At 42.5% G+C, this 17,452-nt stretch carries 11 protein-coding genes and 1 tRNA gene; 3 read left to right on the top strand and 9 right to left on the bottom strand.

The window, feature by feature from the left end:
• Window positions 1–3: 3 nt before the first annotated feature.
• The 6 genes from recB to MTF66_RS04085 form a co-directional block, all read right to left on the bottom strand.
• Complete coding sequence (recB, locus tag MTF66_RS04110; RefSeq protein WP_248526502.1) at window positions 4–3,579, bottom strand: exodeoxyribonuclease V subunit beta; 3,576 nt, start codon at window positions 3,577–3,579, stop codon at window positions 4–6.
• Window positions 3,566–6,889, bottom strand: coding sequence for an exodeoxyribonuclease V subunit gamma (recC, locus tag MTF66_RS04105; RefSeq protein WP_248526501.1), 3,324 nt, complete (start codon window positions 6,887–6,889; stop codon window positions 3,566–3,568). Before recC ends, recB begins: the two co-directional genes overlap by 14 nt.
• A gap of 153 nt (window positions 6,890–7,042) precedes the next feature.
• Entirely contained in the window at window positions 7,043–8,059 is a 1,017-nt protein-coding gene (locus MTF66_RS04100) for an alkaline phosphatase D family protein (RefSeq protein WP_248526915.1), read from the bottom strand.
• Between the two features lie 41 nt (window positions 8,060–8,100).
• Window positions 8,101–9,228, bottom strand: coding sequence for a sulfatase-like hydrolase/transferase (locus MTF66_RS04095; RefSeq protein WP_248526500.1), 1,128 nt, complete (start codon window positions 9,226–9,228; stop codon window positions 8,101–8,103).
• A 57-nt stretch (window positions 9,229–9,285) separates the two neighbouring features.
• Window positions 9,286–11,643 (bottom strand): TonB-dependent receptor domain-containing protein, encoded by a 2,358-nt coding sequence (locus MTF66_RS04090; RefSeq protein WP_248526499.1) that lies wholly within the window; start codon window positions 11,641–11,643, stop codon window positions 9,286–9,288.
• Window positions 11,644–11,855: 212 nt separating this feature from the next.
• Complete coding sequence (locus MTF66_RS04085) at window positions 11,856–12,899, bottom strand: alkene reductase (protein ID WP_130166481.1); 1,044 nt, start codon at window positions 12,897–12,899, stop codon at window positions 11,856–11,858.
• A 331-nt stretch (window positions 12,900–13,230) separates the two neighbouring features.
• Here MTF66_RS04085 and MTF66_RS04080 point away from each other — a divergent pair, with 331 nt between their 5' ends.
• On the top strand, window positions 13,231–13,812 hold the full coding sequence (locus tag MTF66_RS04080) for a TetR/AcrR family transcriptional regulator (RefSeq protein ID WP_062565206.1): 582 nt from the start codon (window positions 13,231–13,233) through the stop codon (window positions 13,810–13,812).
• 85 nt (window positions 13,813–13,897) lie between these two features.
• Complete coding sequence (locus tag MTF66_RS04075) at window positions 13,898–14,296, top strand: DUF2750 domain-containing protein (protein WP_248526498.1); 399 nt, start codon at window positions 13,898–13,900, stop codon at window positions 14,294–14,296.
• Window positions 14,297–14,323: 27 nt separating this feature from the next.
• On the opposite strand, the gene MTF66_RS04070 is transcribed toward MTF66_RS04075, so the two are convergent.
• Entirely contained in the window at window positions 14,324–15,208 is an 885-nt protein-coding gene (locus MTF66_RS04070; protein ID WP_248526497.1) for an AraC family transcriptional regulator, read from the bottom strand.
• A 229-nt stretch (window positions 15,209–15,437) separates the two neighbouring features.
• On the opposite strand from MTF66_RS04070, the gene MTF66_RS04065 reads away from it, so the two are divergent.
• The gene (locus tag MTF66_RS04065; protein ID WP_248526496.1) at window positions 15,438–15,962 is read left to right on the top strand and encodes a carboxymuconolactone decarboxylase family protein; all 525 of its coding nucleotides are present in this window, start codon (window positions 15,438–15,440) and stop codon (window positions 15,960–15,962) included.
• 10 nt (window positions 15,963–15,972) lie between these two features.
• On the opposite strand, the gene MTF66_RS04060 is transcribed toward MTF66_RS04065, so the two are convergent.
• Together MTF66_RS04060 and nadA are read right to left on the bottom strand one after the other, a co-directional pair.
• Window positions 15,973–16,060: transfer RNA gene (locus tag MTF66_RS04060), tRNA-Ser, on the bottom strand.
• A gap of 148 nt (window positions 16,061–16,208) precedes the next feature.
• Entirely contained in the window at window positions 16,209–17,249 is a 1,041-nt protein-coding gene (gene nadA / locus MTF66_RS04055; protein ID WP_054561293.1) for a quinolinate synthase NadA, read from the bottom strand.
• Between the last annotated feature and the right edge of the window lie 203 nt (window positions 17,250–17,452).

Genomic DNA, 17,452 nt, shown 5'->3' with positions numbered 1-17,452 from the left:
GACTCATAGCATCGCTCCTTGTGCGAATAAGCTATCAAGCTCAGTTATTTGCTGTTTTGTTAGCTGATTGAAATACACCCCTTGCCCTTCGCTCATACCACGTAAGAAGGTGTAGTAAACACCACCTAAATGCGTGTCGCTATCGTAATCATGAATACGTTGTTTTAATAAGCGGTGCAATGCCACGGTATATATCAAATACTGCAAATGATACTGATGACTGGTCATGGCTTGCTCTAGTTGCTCATGTTGGTAGTCAGCCGCACTATTGCCTAAAAAGTTCGATTTATAATCAAGAATATAATACTTACCCTGCCAGCAAAATATTAAATCTATAAAGCCTTTTAGTAAGCCTTGCACCTCACTAAAATCAAGCTGCCCGGGTAAGTTGAAATGTTTAACTAAAACTTGGTTAAGCTTATCGCTTGAGAGCGATAACAGGGGTAAGTTAAATTCCATTTCGACCAAACAGGTATCAGGTTCAAGTACTGATAAACTAAGCCCTTTATCGTTTAATGGGCAATTCAGTGCAGCAAGGATCCACTGCTCGGTCATTTCCTGCCAGCTATCGTCAATGTGGTATTTTTCGAATAACGTTTTGATCACTTTATCAAGGGCGTGGTCGTCTTGCTCAGTGGCTGGACGCTTTAACGCATAAGGGTCAGTAAAGTCTAATTGCTCAAAAATTTCATGTAAACAACTACCCGGCTTTGCCCCTTTAGGGAAGCTGTAAGGAGATAAAGCATTTGCATTTTGGGCTAAAAACTCATCTTTTTCGTGGTCTTCATCACTGCGACCAAGCTCAATATGATCAGTATGCTTTTTCAGCGTTAAGCTACTAAAGCTGGTTGAGCGCCAATCACGCTGAATGTCTGCTTTAACAGTATTAACTTGATAAACTTGCTCACTGTCTTCACCAGCAAATGTTAACTTCTCAAGCTCATCTGCTTGGCTAAACGCCTCATAGTGCATGTGCGCAGAGCCTTCACAAAATTGTTGTAACAACGCGCGCCATTCATCGCCCGATTTGATCTCTAACCCTGCAAATAATACGTGGCCGATACTAGTACTTTGAATACCAGGGCGAGCACTGCGACCTTGGGCAATGTTATACATCCCCACAGAACAAAAATGCACGGCACGAGTCAATGCTACGTAAAGTAAGCGCAAATCTTCAGCTAAGCGCTCTTGCTCTGCTTTTTGCATTGCGTCGTCACTTTTAGCAAGGTCATAAATCAGCTTACCGTCTTTATGGTAAAGGGCTTCTTTGCTTTCGCGATAACCGCAGGCAAACGGCATGAATACAATCGGGTACTCTAAGCCTTTTGAGGCGTGCATGGTGACAATTTTCACCAAATTAGCATCGCTTTCTAGGCGAACTTGCACCGCTTCGCCATCTTGTTGACTGACTTTTTGCGCAAACCAACGCAGCAATCTGTGAGTGCCCTCAAGCTCAATTTGCTTTTGCTGTAATATTTCCCCTAAATGGCGGAAATCGGTGAGCCAGCGTTCAACGTTGTAGCCTAAGCCTTGCCAGCGCGCTGCAAGTTGATTATGGCTTAATAAACGCTCGAGCATCGCCATTGCGCCTTGTTTATGCCAAATGTGGGCAAGCTGAGCAAAAAAGTTTAGATGTTCTTGCCATGCACTTTCATTTTCATGAAGCTCATAAATACGGTTGTAGCTTAAACAAAACAATGGCCCTGCTAGTACACCACGCAGTAATGACTCATCATACTGACCATGCAATGCCGTTAAAAAGTTAAGTAAATGATGACTAAGCTCTTGGTTAAAAACACTATCACGGGATAAATACACGCTGGCAATGGCGGCTTCTGCCAGTGCTGTTTTCATAAGCTGTGCTTCGTTTCGGTCACGCACTAACACACAGATATCAGCGGCGGTGAGAGGCTTTCCTGCGATAGTCGCATGGCCTGCATTAGCTTGCTTTAGTAGTTCAGTGATTTTTTTCGTATATTGCAAAGCCAATGCTTGTTGAGCAACCCCTTTGCTGGTTGGCTTGTTGTTAGCTTCGGCGTACTCATCAACAAAAACCGAAAATTCAAACGCACTGGGCATTTCACCGTTTATTAAAAACGCTTTGTCTTGCTGTTTTCCTTTGGCATTAACCTTTTGAAATGGGATCGCATCGTTATAAATAAAGCTATTAGCATTTTTAGCAAATAAGCGGTTTACGCTATCAACAACCCCTTCGCTTGAGCGGTAGTTGGTATCTAGGGTGTATTGCTTATCCTCTGAAACGGCTTGTTTTGCGCCAATATAAGTAAAAATATCTGCACCACGAAAACCATAAATAGCCTGTTTTGGATCACCTATCATGGCAAGCGTGGTGTTTTTAATGCCATAAATGCGGCTAAAAATACCATATTGAACTGGGTCGGTATCTTGGAATTCGTCAATCATGGCAACTGGAAACAAGGCGGCAATTTTTTCACTTAATGCTTGGCCTTGCTCACTTAAAAGTGCCTGATGCAAGTTACTCAGTAAATCATCTGGAGTAATAACGCCTTGCTCTTGCTTGCGTTTAACTAATGCATTTGCCACCCATTTAGCTGCGTATTGCACTATCGCAATATTCAACCCGTTATTAATGAGGCTACTGAGTGTGTCCATTTCATCAAACCGAGCCAGCATTTCATGACTCAGCAAACTGCCGTTTTTCTTATAATTTGCAGGGTCGCTTAAATTCTCTGAGCTCCACACTTCAAACGAGTATTTACTGGTTCCAAATACAAAAAACAACTCGTCATTGTTTATATACTCTTCAAGCGCAGCAAGGCTGTTTTTTCGACCAGGGGTTTTTGAGCCACTTAAATCAGACGCTTTTACGGCATTGATAAATTCACTCTTACGGCAGGCAGTTTTAAATGCTGGTACTTTTGCCACAAAGTTGTCGCGCGCTTGCCATATTTCATCAAGGTCATACTCAGGGGTAATCGTTGCCCCTTGTTTATTGAGTAGACTTACCACCTGTGAATACAGTGACGCAGGTACTGGGAAAATATCGGTAATTGCTTGGGTGCGCTCTTTTGATTGTGGGTAAACAAAAGCACGCCAGAAGTCATTAAGGGTTTCTTGAATAAGCTCACGCTCATCTAAAATAAACTCTAAGTTAAACGCCACGCCGGATTCAAAGGCATGTTGTTTCAGCATTCGCTGACAAAAGCCATGAATAGTGAATATAGCGGCTTCATCCATCGACTTTGCCGCAGCGTCTAGCAAATCAAATGCGGCGTGTTTGTCAGTTACCTCGTTAATTATTTGCTCAATCAGCTCATCATCAGGCTTTTTACCAAGCAGAGCATCTCTGGCATTGATTATACGCGCCCTTACACGGTCTTTAATTTCTTGAGTTGCGGCCTCAGTAAAGGTCACCACCAGTATTTGCTCAACACTCAGCGGCGTATTTAATTGTTCATCTTCACCGGTCGCTTTTTGTAAGCCCAACAAATACCGTAAATACAAACCTGTGATGGTGTAGGTTTTACCTGTACCGGCACTGGCTTCAATAAGGCTTTGCCCACACAGCGCCATACTCATTGGATTAAGCGTTTGCATGATCTGCCTCCTGTGCTAATTCAACAATTGGCGATAACAGCAGCTCGCTCCATTTTATAAACTCTTCTTCACAGTCTTTAAGGCTCTTTATGGTTAAACGAATATACGGGTTTTCACCTTCACCTATGCCTATGTATTGCGGTGCGAACTTATTGTTTGCTTTAACCATATCTTTGTCTGTTTTTATGTACTCGTAACCACTGACCGGGAAAAACGCCACAGGGCGAGTTAAAAGCGTTTCATAAAACGAAAACCAATCGTTTAAATAGCTGCGGGCATCGTCTTCTGACAAGGGTGAAAAACTAATTTGCTTGTCTAAACCAAGAATAAGGGTTTCAACCGGCTGGCCCATTATTTGCGCCGCTAAATGATGCACAAAGCCGCGAATAACATCTTTTGCTTTAATACTGGCGGTGCGATAAAACACCTGTTTTTGACCATAAATATGATTTAACCAACCTTCTAGTGTGGTATTGGCTATTTTAATATTTACTTCAACGGGTAATGCTTCATCACCTTGAATATGCGCTTTTACCTGCCCTGCAAGCGCATCAACTCGGTGCTGCATACTTTCAAATACAAGATCGCCAACATGGGCTTGTGGTAATTCACCGCGCTGCATAATTTGCGCTTTATTAAGCGGTAGCTCTTGAATGCTCGCTTCGAGAATTTCATCGAGGTAAAAGTAGCGGCGTAATGCGTCTAAACTAAATGGCTCTTCATCTTTAGCGATATCGTTAAATTGCGGTAAGCGTAAACCCAAACTTTGCTGATAAAAGCTCTCGTGCGGCTGGCAAATACTGCGAATAAACTGAGTTAACTCAACACTGCTTTCTGGCTGAACACTAAGCGCTTGCTGAGGTTCAGGGTTAACAGCTTGAGTTGGCATCCACACAGGGTTATAGCTGTGTAATTGTGTGGCTAACGGTTTGTTTTCTTTTTGCTCGTCATCAGTTTTCTCTTTTAGATAATAAGCCGAGTTAAATGGCTGTAAGTGCTGATAATTAATCAGCGCCTCTGGTAGCTTTAAGTGAGTGTCTTGATCAGCAAACTCAAAACTACGGGCTATGTATTCCAGCAGCTCGCTCACTAAAGTTGAGGGCATTCTTTGTTGGTTATCAAAACAAGAACGGCCAATATAACTGATGTATAAATTCTCACGGGCACTTAAAATCGCTTCTAAAAACAGGTAACGGTCGTCGAGCTTACGAGAGCGGTCGCCTTTTTGGCGTTTTGAGAAAGGCACTAAGTCAAAACCAATTGGCTGAACTGTACGCGGATAATCCGCATCATTTAAACCTAGCATGCACACCACTTTAAATGGCACCGCACGCATTGGCATCAGCGTACAAAAGTTAACTTGCCCCACTAAAAAGCGCTGTCCTACGCCTTTTTCTTGAATACCTTGTTTTACAAGGTAACTAACAATGCGCTGCGAAACAGCTTGTTGGTAATCGCCATTGTCATAATGCTTAATCAGTGTATCGAGCACTTTTTGCAGCACTAATAAATCCCAGCTTTGTTCGCCTTCATCGCTGTACACATCGTTTAATAATTCTTTTAGAATTTCTGCTTTTTCGTTAAGTGGTGCATCAGCTTGCAGTTTGGCTTTATAACGGGCCAGTACATCAATAAATTCAATGAGTTTATTTAAGGTATTTAATGCCATGCCCTCAACTTCATCGGCACTGTAAATCCCCGAAAACGGCAATTGTTCATCACGTTGTGCAACGCCAAGTAACAAGCGGTTTAGGCCATGTTGCCAAGTGTTTAAATCTATTGCGGGTAAGCCAAAACTGTCTTTGTGGGCGGCATCTAAGCCCCATTTAACGCCAACGCGTTCAAGCCAAAAACCAATTTGCTCATATTCATGGGCTTCGAGGTTAAACTTCTCCGCAATTTGCGTGACTTGCAGCAAATCAAGAATGTCAGACACACCAAAGCGTGAGTAAGGTAAATCGGTTAAACTAGCAAACGAGCTAAGTACTGGTTTTTCTTGCTCTATCGCTAAATCGGCTAACGCATAAGGGATAAAGCGTCGCCCTTCGGCACCACCAAACACCGCCTCAATATACGGGCTGTATGTGCCAACATCCGGCATCATTACAATAATATCTTTCGGTGTTAGCGCTTTATTTTCATTGAATAAATTGAGTAAGTAATCATGTAGTCGTTCTACTTCACGAAGAGGCGTGTGACAATCGCTCAGCACAATGCTGGTATCGTCTGCCTGAATTGGCAATTTGCCTTCGTCATTAATAAACCATTCTTTATCAGGCGTTAGTGATTCACCCTTAAATGCTAATTGGTAAATTTCAGACTGAATTTGCGATAGCAAGCTTTGATCAAACTCGTTATCGAATCCGTCAAGCCACTGCGCGTCTAATTGTAGTAACTGCTCAAAATAGTCTCGGCCTAATTTACCCCACGACGAGAGTAACGGGTTACCAATAAAAAAGTATTCGTGATCAGGGTTTTTAGCGCTGTCTTCAAGCGCTTGCAACTGCGGGCGTTTAGCATATTTAGCAGCAATCTTGGCTGCTGTTTTTTCATCGAGTGTGTCGCCCCAATAATGCTCACTCGGGTTAAAGAAAAACAAAAACACCTGCGTTTTTTTCGCAATGGCCTGAAATACTTCAAGCTGGCTACTCGCAATTGCAGAAATACCAAATAAGCTAATGCGCTCAGGTAATAGGCTTGCGTCCATTTTTTCAAGGGCTGCAAGAAGTTTGTCTTGCATATTGGCGCGGTGATATTGGCTTTGCCCTAGTTCTTTACTGTGCGCCACCAGCTTACGCCAGAGATCTGGCTGCCATGGCGCAATGCCCACATCAACATCATCAAGTTCATCGATGCCCTGCTCCCAAGTGGCAATCCAATTGGGGCGATACATTAAATATTGGTCATAAACGTCGGCGATTTTCTCGCACAAGGCAAAGGTTTTTTGCCCTTCACTGTCACCATCTAAATAGGTTTTAAGTGGTAAGTACAGCGGCTCATCAATGCAGTTTGGTAAAATCGCAAACAGCTTCCAAGCAAGGTTAGCTTTGTTATACGGTGATTCACTGGGTACATCAGGCAGCAATTGTTGGTAAAGCTGCCATATAAAACTCGAAGGCAGCGGAAAATCAACCTGAGCGGCAATCCCCAAGTGTTCACTTAAACCTATTTTTAGCCACTGCGACATACCCGGTGACTGCACAAGCACAATTTCTTTTTTAAAGGGACTCGTTAATGGATTAACTTTAAGAAGAGCGTGAAACCGCGCTTGCAGTGCTTCCATGCGATTTGATTGAATTATATTCAGCACTTTACACTGTCCTTGCTTGAAACTAACTAATTGACACAGTGTAAGATATTTTAATTAGATGGGATAGAGAGAAATACCCGCAAACAAGGCTTATTCCATGTTTACGGGCATGGGCTGCGGGCATATGTTAAGGATATGCACAGCAGGCAATATTTACTGGTATGGGCTTATCGTCGATAACGCGAACTCGGTGTGCATTATCTCATCACCCTTGATACCTTTAAGCGCAATACGAATGGTAGGGTCTGCTTTTTGCCAATCGATTGTTAAATCGCCGTAGTTAACCTCATGAGTGTAATCACCCACACGGTGTTTATTAGGGCTAACATCTTTCCACTTTTCTGTAAGCCCAGAGCTGGTCATCTCATATAACGGGTAATCTAGGTTTTGTTGATACTTAGACAGCTCCCCCCAGTGGGTATCGCCACTGACAATAATCACACCATTTACTTTATGCTTTTTAATAAGCGCAAATAAACGCTCACGATCAGCCGGATAATTTGCCCATGACTCCCAACCTGTAAAATCAGCCAATAACTGTAAGCTTGAGGCAATGATTTTTATCTTTTCATCTGACTTAAGCTCTTGTTCAAGCCATTGCCATTGGCTTTCGCCAAGCATAGAGGCATTTTTATCGGTTGTTGGACTATAAGGCCCTTGTTTTGCCGGTTTGCGCTTAAGTTGATAGGTCATCGCCGATACGTGATTCAACGGTGCGCGATTAAAACGCAGATCAGGCATGATGACTTTTACTGTTTGCTCACCCTCACCGTACGTGTACGAAGTGTAAATACCATCTTCGCGAGTTCTGCGAGCAGAATCTGCTGGCTCTTGCCAAAAGTCGAGCATGATTTTTCGTGATTGCTGTTTTTTTGGGTATTCGCTGCCAGCGTCATTTTCGCCATAATCATGGTCATCCCACATGGCTATTATCGGTGTATTTGCACGTAATGTTTTAAAGCCCGGCTTTTGCCCTAAACGTTGATATTTATCGGCAAGTACCGACATATCTTCGGTATCTCCATAAATGTTATCGCCAAGGAACATAAATAAATCGGCTTGCTCTTTGTTGATAGCATCAAAAATGGGGATAGCTTTGTCTTGATGACCACATGAGCCAAACAAAATTTTACTCGGTGCGGCAATCGCACTCGCACAACTAACCAGCATTAATCCAGATAAGGCGCTTCTAAAAAAACTAAGCGTTAAACTCATTTTAAAATCTCCTTAATCGGCGCTGCCATCTTCGGGTTAACTTGCTGACTGTTGATGCCTAAAACGCTCAACACAGTTGCAGCCACTTGCGCTTGTTTAAGCTCATTTTTGGTCTTTATTAAGCCCTTTGCTTTTATATCTGGGCCAATGGCCGCTAACCAAATATGCTCAGAGCCAACAATACCGTTTGGAAAACGTTGCTTACCTTGCTCTGAACGTGCCAAAGCACGCTTCGAACTATGATGCTGCCAATCATCTGCATGACTGCCACGGCCATGATCGGTGGTAATGATCAATGTAGTGTTGTCTTTATAGTCCGGTGTTTGTTGAATTGTTTGCCAAAGGTCACGAATAAACGCATCACTTTGTTTAGCCGATTTTAAATAGGCATCGTATTTACCGTTATGAGCAAAGTCATCGGTTTCACCCAAGCTAATAACAAGCAAACGGGGTTGTTTATTTAATAAATATTGTTTGGCAAATCGGTAGGTAAAGCTGTCGAGGCGAACATTGTGCCAAGGACTTGGGATCTCGCTTTGCATTTGGTTTAGCAGAGTCGCTTCCTCTGACTTCACAAGATCAAAATCTTCAAAGCCAGCATTAACATAAACCCCACTGCGCTCACGATTTACAATATAAGGAAACACATCCCAGCTACCAAAAAGCGCGGTTTTACCTTTAAATTCTGGCTTAGTATTTAAACTCTCTAAAATGGTTTTGTTGGGGTTAGGCACTTTATCGTTACTATCGATATTCTCATCTACCATACCGGTTAAAATTTCACTGTAACCTGGGTATGAGAAATACCACGGGTTGCTTACCGACATCAATGAGCCTTGCGTTCTATCGCCAATCAAAACGCCCTGCTTTACCAATGTTTCACTAAAAAATGGCATTAACGCTTGAGTTCGCTGTGCTTGGTCATCTCGCCAAAAAAGCGCCTTTAGTTCATCTGTATCTGCAACAAAATCAGTGTTATTGATTAGGTTTTTATCTGCACCAGAGAACACTTCTTGCCAGCGCAGTCCATCAAGTGTGACAAGCACAACATTGTCGGCAGCTTTACTGTTTAAGCTTAATAGTGCTGCCGCTACCACCACCGTGGCTAAAATTAGTTTTTTCATATTTCACCTGCAAAAAAGCCCATCAACGATGGGCTATTTAAAACGTTAGCTTATTACTTAAAACTGCGCTGTAAGTGTTAAAGCTGCGGTACGTGGTGCACCAATAAAGTAGGTAGAGCCATTACCTGTGCCACCTGCGAGATATGATTTATCAAACAGGTTATTCACCACAAATGCAAGGTCGATTGATTTAAACACGCCTGAATCAAGACTGGTGTTATAACCAATGTTTAAATCAACCAAGGTGTAACCATCAACCTCATTACGCGAACGGGTTTGCTCATCAGTCCATGCACCTAAACGCTCACCTGTGTATTTAGCCGATAAACCAAAGCGGAAATCACCGCTGTAGTAGTCTGCCGATACCACAAATAAATCTTGTGATGAGTCAATCACTTCATCACCCGCTTTAAAGCTGGCTGATGCATCCTCAAGTAACTCACCCTCGCTGTTGTAAGCACTTGGATCGTTCGATTGATACTCAGAGTTATTGTAGGTATACGATGTGTAAAGATTCCATTTGTCAGTCAGCATATAGCTTGCAGAAAGCTCCACACCCGTTGACTCAATACCACCAACGTTGATGTAAGAACCGTTCGTGCCAATGGTGTAATCAATTCCATCGGTATCACTGCCCGGAGCAATAAAGGTAATGCGGTTATCAAATTCAATGCTGTAAGCTGTTGCCGTTAAGCTTAAGCGGTCATCACTGTAGCGCACACCAAGGTCGATGTTTTCAGCTGTTTCAGGTTCAATTTCGGTCAGTGTTGATGAATCACGTTCAAGTACACCATCTTTAATTGCCGCAAAGTTTTCGCTGTAGCTGGTGAATAGCTCTGTGCTTGCAGATAGCTGATACAGCACACCACCGCTGAATAGTATGTCTGAATCACTGTCGATTTTATCTGAGTATTCATCTTCAAAATGGTTATAACGCTGCAGCTCAACAAGGTACTGTTTAGCACCTAAATTAAGCGTGAAATCACCTAAACTGATTGAGTCTTGTACGTACCACTTGAATGTATCTGTTTCGAAGGTGTTTTTATACTGTGTCCAATACGGCGTATGGTCAAAGTGATGATAAATACGGGCATCAATAACTTTATGCCAGTCACGTGACTCATCACGGTCTGTTTGTTCAAACCAAAAACCGGCTTCAATATCATGATTGCCAAGGGTTACTTGGTATTCACCGGTCATACCTAAGCGGTCTTTTTTGTAGTGAGTATGACGATACGACATAACCGGAATGGCATCATCTGGGTAACAGGCTGGGTTTAAGCCAGGGCCAGATGACCATGGCCATTCTAAGCTTGCCGTACAACCTGCAGCTGGTGCAAGTGGGTTACCGTCGCTATCTGTAAAGCCATAGCTGCCAGCGTTTTCGCCACCAATCGTTGTTGGGTTGCCATCGCCATCAACCGGTGACGTTAAATAAGGCGGGATCCAATCACCACGACCCGAGTTTTTATGGTAATAAGGCGACAAGCTTAAGTTTGAAGTGGCACCTAATGCGTAATCAAACTTTACATACGCAAGAGTATTTTCACGCAGTGTACCCCAGCCCTCAGCAAACATTTGATCAAAATGCGGCACGCCAGTCCAATTCCAAGTTAAACGATCCCAATCAGGGTTTTGTTCAAACTCGCTAATGCTAATGCTGTTATAGTTAATTTCGTGAACATCATCATACGAAACACGACCTGTTACAGTTAAGTCACTAAAGTCTGATACAAACTTCGCTTCGATGTGCTGATTGTCTTTACCACCATTGCTGCCATCACCAACCCAGCGGCTGGTATCTGTTTGCGAATAGCTGATATAGGCTTGCGTGTTATCAAACACAGTGCCGGTTTCGTGCTTCACAAAGTAGCGGCTAGCATTGTGATCGCCCGTTGTATAAGCAAATGTGGTGCTTTGCTCTGTACTCGGTTGTGCACTCACAAAATTAAAAGTACCACCTAATGCTTCGAGTGATGCAGAGGCAATATCAGACGTACCTTGCCCTACTTCAACCGTTGCTAAGTTTTCGCTGTCTAAGTAACGGTTTGCTTTTGCACCGCCACCATAGTTAGAACCGCCATTAGGAATACCATCAATCGTCATACCTAATTGCTGTTGATTACCATCGATACTAAAGCCACGCATAGTAATGGTGGTTGACCAATCATCACCACCAAACGCATCACCTTCGTTGATGCTGATACCCGGTAGGTTATCAATCACGGCTAACACGCTTGATACTGAACTTTGTTGCTCAAGCATGGCAGGTTCAATAACGTTATTTGCATAACTGGTTGGCTTTGCAACAACGGTAATTTCTTCAATTTCGTTATTCGTGTTTGCATTTGCCGATGTTGCTAAAAGCGTTGCGACTACAAGGCTTAGCTTTGTTTTTTTAGTTACTGTGCTCATTGTTTTTCCAAGGTTACGTATTTAAAAGCGGGCACAGTATGCAGAGCGTGTATGACATTTAGGGTCAAAATTTTTGACACAACAATTAAACAATTAATGCATTTTCATGGCACATTTAAGACTTAACTGTTTAATAAATAAGAAAGTATTAGAAAAAACGCCCAGTTAAATTAACTGAGCGCTTGTTGGTTGGACAATATTATTAGGTTTGCTTAAATCAGTTCAGCCAGCATTTCGTCGCTGTATGGTGTTAACGCTTCACCATTTTTAACTTTACTGATGTAATCTGGGTTCGCAATGAATGGGCGACCAATCGCAATTAAGTCAAATTGGTTATTATCGATAGCTTGATTAGCTGTCTCAAAGCTATAGCTACCTACCCCGACTAAAGTGCCTTTGTACGCACCGCGCATATATTCAGATGCTGACTTATCACCTAAGCTTGCAAAGCGCATGCTGTCATCAAAAATACCAACATGTAAGTACGCAAGATTACGCGTTTCAAGGGCTGGTAATAGATAATCAAATACCGCTTTATCACCGTCACTTTCAGTCATATTAAAATACGCGCCTGGCGATAAACGTAATGCAGTTTTATTTGCACCAATTGCTGCCACTACTGCATCAACGACTTCAAGAGCAAAACGCGACATGTTTTCTGGTGTTTGACCGTATTGATCTTCACGTTGGTTGGCAGCAAAGTGTAAAAATTGATCAATTAAGTAACCATTAGCACCATGAATTTCAACCCCGTCAAAACCCGCTTCAATTGCGTTTTCGGCCGCTTTTGCGTAGTCAGCAATTAAACCTTGAATGTCTTCAATGGTTGCCGCTTTTGGAGTAACGTAAGTTAATTCACGCATTCTTGGTACCGAACCTTCAATACCAATTGCTGATGGTGCCAGTACATCACCACCAAAAAAGTGAGGATGAGCAACACGACCTACGTGCCAAAGCTGAGCAAACATTTTACCGCCTTTAGCGTGCACAGCATCGGTCACTTTCTTCCAACCTTGTATTTGTTCACTGGTAAATAGGCCCGGTGTATTTGGATAACCTTGAGCATCTGGGCGAATAATCGTTGCTTCGCTAATAATTAAGCCAGCATCGGCACGGCGTGCATAATAATCAACCATTGCTTGTGTAGGTACTAGGTTATCGTCGCTCATACAGCGCGTAAGTGGTGCCATTAGTACTCGGTTTTGCAGCTCAATGCTGTCGTTTAATTTAAACGGAGAAAGTAAATCGGTTGTCATGGTTTTATCCTTATCTTGAACATACATTCAAGATAAGGGCGAAACATACACACTTCAAGGTTTATTTTGAATAATCGTTCAAGATTACGTAAACTTCGTTTATACCAACTCGCTTAATTAAGTGGTCTATTTTGAGGCAAGAAAACCTCGTTGATAACAAGGCAAAAATTTCGTTATTTAGTTGTGCTCGGCAATTGCTCCTGCATTGCTCTACCTTCTGCATCCATGCAGTCGTAAATCAGAAATTTTTAACGCGGGTAGCGATAGGTTTAATCCCTCAAAATGACTAAGTATTATTGCGGATTGGTATTATATACCGTGAGGAGCTTTAATGAGAACTGCTGAATTTGATACTGAATTTGTTCTACGCCAAGCCATGCATGCTTTTATGCAATATGGCTATGCGAAGACCAGTATGCAAAAATTAAAAGAAGTAACTCACCTTCACCCGGGTTCTATTTACGCGGCTTATGGCAACAAAAAAGGCTTGTTTTTAGCCGCCACCGAGCAGTATCAAAAAGATAGAAACCAACAATTTACTGCCCTTTTTAATGACCAACAATCAATTTTATCGACCCTCAAACATTACTTAACTGTGATTGTTGATGAGTGTATTGAAGGTGAAGTAGCTAAAGTGTGCTTACTTACAAAGAGTATCTCTGAGGTTGAAGGCAACGACCCCCAGATTTGTACTGTGCTTCGTGGTAACTTAAACGCTTATGAGCATGCCCTCGCTGAGCAGCTTCAAAAAGCGCTAGATAACAACGAATTTGTAAGTAGCAAGTCAGCGCAACAGTTGGCGCGCTTTTTAGTCATGGGCATATACGGTATTCGTACCTATGCGCTGACAAATCAAGATCCTAAATCTCTGCAACAACTTGCTGACGATCTATTTGCCGCATTAGTAAATTAATTTAGCTATTAACTTTACTTGTCATATTAATTTATCACCTTATGATTAAGGTGTAGCTGTGTATAACTAAAAGAGTGAGCCTGTCATGAATAATGCAACTGCTAAACGTGTTGAAACTGAATTTGATGCTGTACTCACCTTAGGCGCTAAGAAACGACTCGCTTATATGTTTGAAACGGTTCAAGAGTTTAAACAAGTGTGGATCCTCAATGATGAACATGGCTGCGTCATGCTCTCAAACGAAGACGACGACTGCGTGCCTGTATGGCCTAGCCGTGAATTTGCCCAAAGCTGGGCAACCGGTGAATGGCAAGACTGCACACCAAAAGCCATCCCTGTAAAAGACTGGTTAAGTCGCTGGACACCGGGCCTTGAGCAAGATGACTTACTCATTGCTGTATTCCCAACAGACCAAGACGACGGCACAATTTTATTCCCCGATGAGTTTGACTCACAACTGAGAATGCCAAAAAGACGATTTTAAATGTAAGGGAGCCAAGCGCTCCCTTTTTTATGCGATTTGTTGTAACCGCAGTGCCGAAATATCTTTTATCGGTGGCTTACCAAAAAAGCGTGTGTACTCGCGGCTAAACTGGGATGGACTCTCGTAACCCACTTTTAAAGCCGCAGAGCCCACATCAATTCGCTCATTCAGCATTAATTGCCTTGCCGCCTGCAACCGTAAGTTTTTTACGTATTGCAATGGGCTCATCTTTACCACATCACGAAAATGTAGCCTGAATGTCGACGGGCTCATGTGCGCATCACGGGCTAAATCATCAATTGAAAAATGACTCGTGTAGTTTTCTTTTAACCAACATAAGGTTTTGGCGATTTTTTGATGGGCAGAGCCAGACATCACAATTTGCCTTAAATAAGGGCTGTGCGGACTATTTAACAAGCGCAATATGATTTCTTTTTTAATAAGTGGCGCAAGGTTAGCTTTTAATTGAGGCTCTTTGTCGAGTTCTAAAAGCCTAAGTAAAGCGTCAAGCAAGCCATTGTCAGTATCAACCACCGACATGGCTTGGTGTTTAGGGAACTTGTCTTGCCCAGCAAAATCCATTTCAGCAACAATATGGCTGATTTCATGGGCATCTAAACGTAAGTAAATGCCGTAAAATGGCTGCTCTTTACTAGCACGCGTTATTTGTGAAGCTACGGGCACATCGACTGAGGTCACCAATGATTGGCCGTCAGTGTAATCATAACTATGTTCACCCAACACAACTCGCTTTGCACCTTGCAAGCTAATACCCAGCCCTAACTCATACACGCAGGCCATCGGTAATGAAACTTCGCTTCGTCTGAACACCAATAACTCAGGAATCGCCGTTTCAAAATTACCGTCTGCAATCGCTATCGCTTTAACCGCTTCTATTAATGCCTGACGCATTTAGATTACCTCTAAGAAATACTCAATTAAGTGTATCACCGTAATTTGAGGTTAGGACCATTTTAGGTAACAGTTCGTTATTTTAGGCAAAAATTAAATCATTTATGGCAAGCAGAAACTGTCATCATCAACCATAATGTATTTTCAATTTTTCGATTGCATGCTCTTTGCAATCAGCCAATGCTACAAAACCTCAATACATTCAATATCTAAAATCAAAAGAGAAATTATGAACCATAACAACACGGATTTATTTGTGTTTGTCGCGATCGCTGCTTTGGTCACCGTTCATGACAAGCCCTTGTTAAAACGAGCATGTCAGCACGCATTGAATGATGGCGTTTCAATGCAAGAGTTGTGTGATATTTTACCGCATATTAGTGTGTATTCTGGGGTGCCAAAAACATTGCTAGCACTAGAGATCTTAAAGTCCCTTGATGATATTAAAGGTTCAAATACGTTGCTTATTAAACGGACAGAGCAGCAACTAAAAACCGCGCTCACATTTGGCCAACTACCTTTTGGTTTAGATCAGCAAAACAACAGGGTATTTGAGCTTGCCTCTTTAGGCGCTTTATTTGCGCTAGACAATGCCAGCAGCTTAGTTAGCGAGCAACTTAAACGCTGTGTATTACTAGGTTATAGCCGTGAACAACTTGAATTATTAGTAATAGAACTTGCTAGGAAAGTCAGTAGCCACATAGCCATGCGCGCTAAATGTAATCTTGAAAAGCACTTTGCGATGGCAGGGTAAATTTAAGAAATGGCGGTGACGGAGAGATTCGAACTCTCGATACGTTGCCGTATACACACTTTCCAGGCGTGCTCCTTCAGCCACTCGGACACGTCACCTAAGGCGCTTAGAGTTTAGCGCGGCGTTATAGTATGAAAACAACCCTACAGACGCAAGGGCTTTTTAAAATAGTGCAGTTAAGTGATTAGTAATCAAACAAAAAAGGCAAGGTAAACACCTTGCCTTTTGTATATAGTCAATTCGCACTTAACGCTGAAGCGTTGCTGAGAAATCTAACATACGGTTAAGCGACTTTAATGCGCCTTCGCGTAAGTCCATATCAACAAACACTTCTTTACCTTCTGGGTCTGTCAGTGCTTCTTCAATAGCTTTTAAGCCATTCATTGCCATCCACGGGCAATGTGCGCAGCTTTTACATGTTGCGCCTTCACCTGCTGTTGGTGCTTCAAAGAATTCTTTCTCTGGGCATAACTGCTGCATTTTGTAGAAAATGCCTCGGTCAGTCGCTACGATGAACTTTTTGTTGTCCATAGTTTGCGCTGCTTTGATTAATTGGCTTGTTGAGCCAACCGCATCAGCTAAGGCTACAATCTCCGCAGGAGACTCTGGGTGAACCAATACAGCCGCATCTGGGTGTAAGGCTTTCATATCCTTAAGTGCTTTGGTTTTAAACTCGTCATGAACGATACAGGCGCCATTCCACATGATCATGTCTGCACCTGTGTTCTTTTGAATGTAAGAACCTAAGTGTTTATCTGGACCCCAAATGATTTTTTCGCCTTGCTCATCAAGGTGCTCTACGATCTCTAGGGCACATGAAGAAGTAACAATCCAATCTGCACGCGCTTTAACAGCGGTTGATGTATTTGCATACACGACTACTTTGCGATCAGGGTGCTGATCACAAAACGCTGAGAATTCTTCAATTGGGCAACCTACGTCTAATGAACACGTTGCAGCAAGCGTTGGCATAACAACTGTTTTATTTGGCGTTAGGATTTTTGCTGTTTCGCCCATAAAGCGAACACCGGCTACCACAATTACATCTGCGTCGTGCTTAGCGCCAAAACGCGCCATTTCTAGCGAGTCAGCAACACAACCGCCTGTTTCTTCAGCAAGTGCTTGAATTTCAGGATCAGTGTAATAATGGGCAACAAGAACCGCGTTCTTGTCTTTTAATAATTGTTTGATACGTGCCTTATACTCAGCTTGCTCGTCTTTTGATAACGGAGCAGGCTTTGGAGGGAAGATATAATCTTCAGGCATAATTTGTTCAGCTAGACTCATTTCTCGACCACTTAGTCCACAGTGCATTCATGGCGCGAATTATACGAGAATCTTAAGCTAAAGAACAGTATTGCTGTGAGCTGTTAAGATAAATAAAGGATAACTTAGAAAGAAAAGATAAATCAGGAATGGTGGGTCATGATGGACTCGAACCATCGACCAATGGATTAAAAGTCCACTGCTCTACCAACTGAGCTAATGAC

This window comes from Pseudoalteromonas sp. 2CM39R (genome assembly GCF_023161845.1).
Note: the sequence above shows the minus strand (reverse complement) of the source record. Positions and strands in the feature narration are given on the sequence as shown.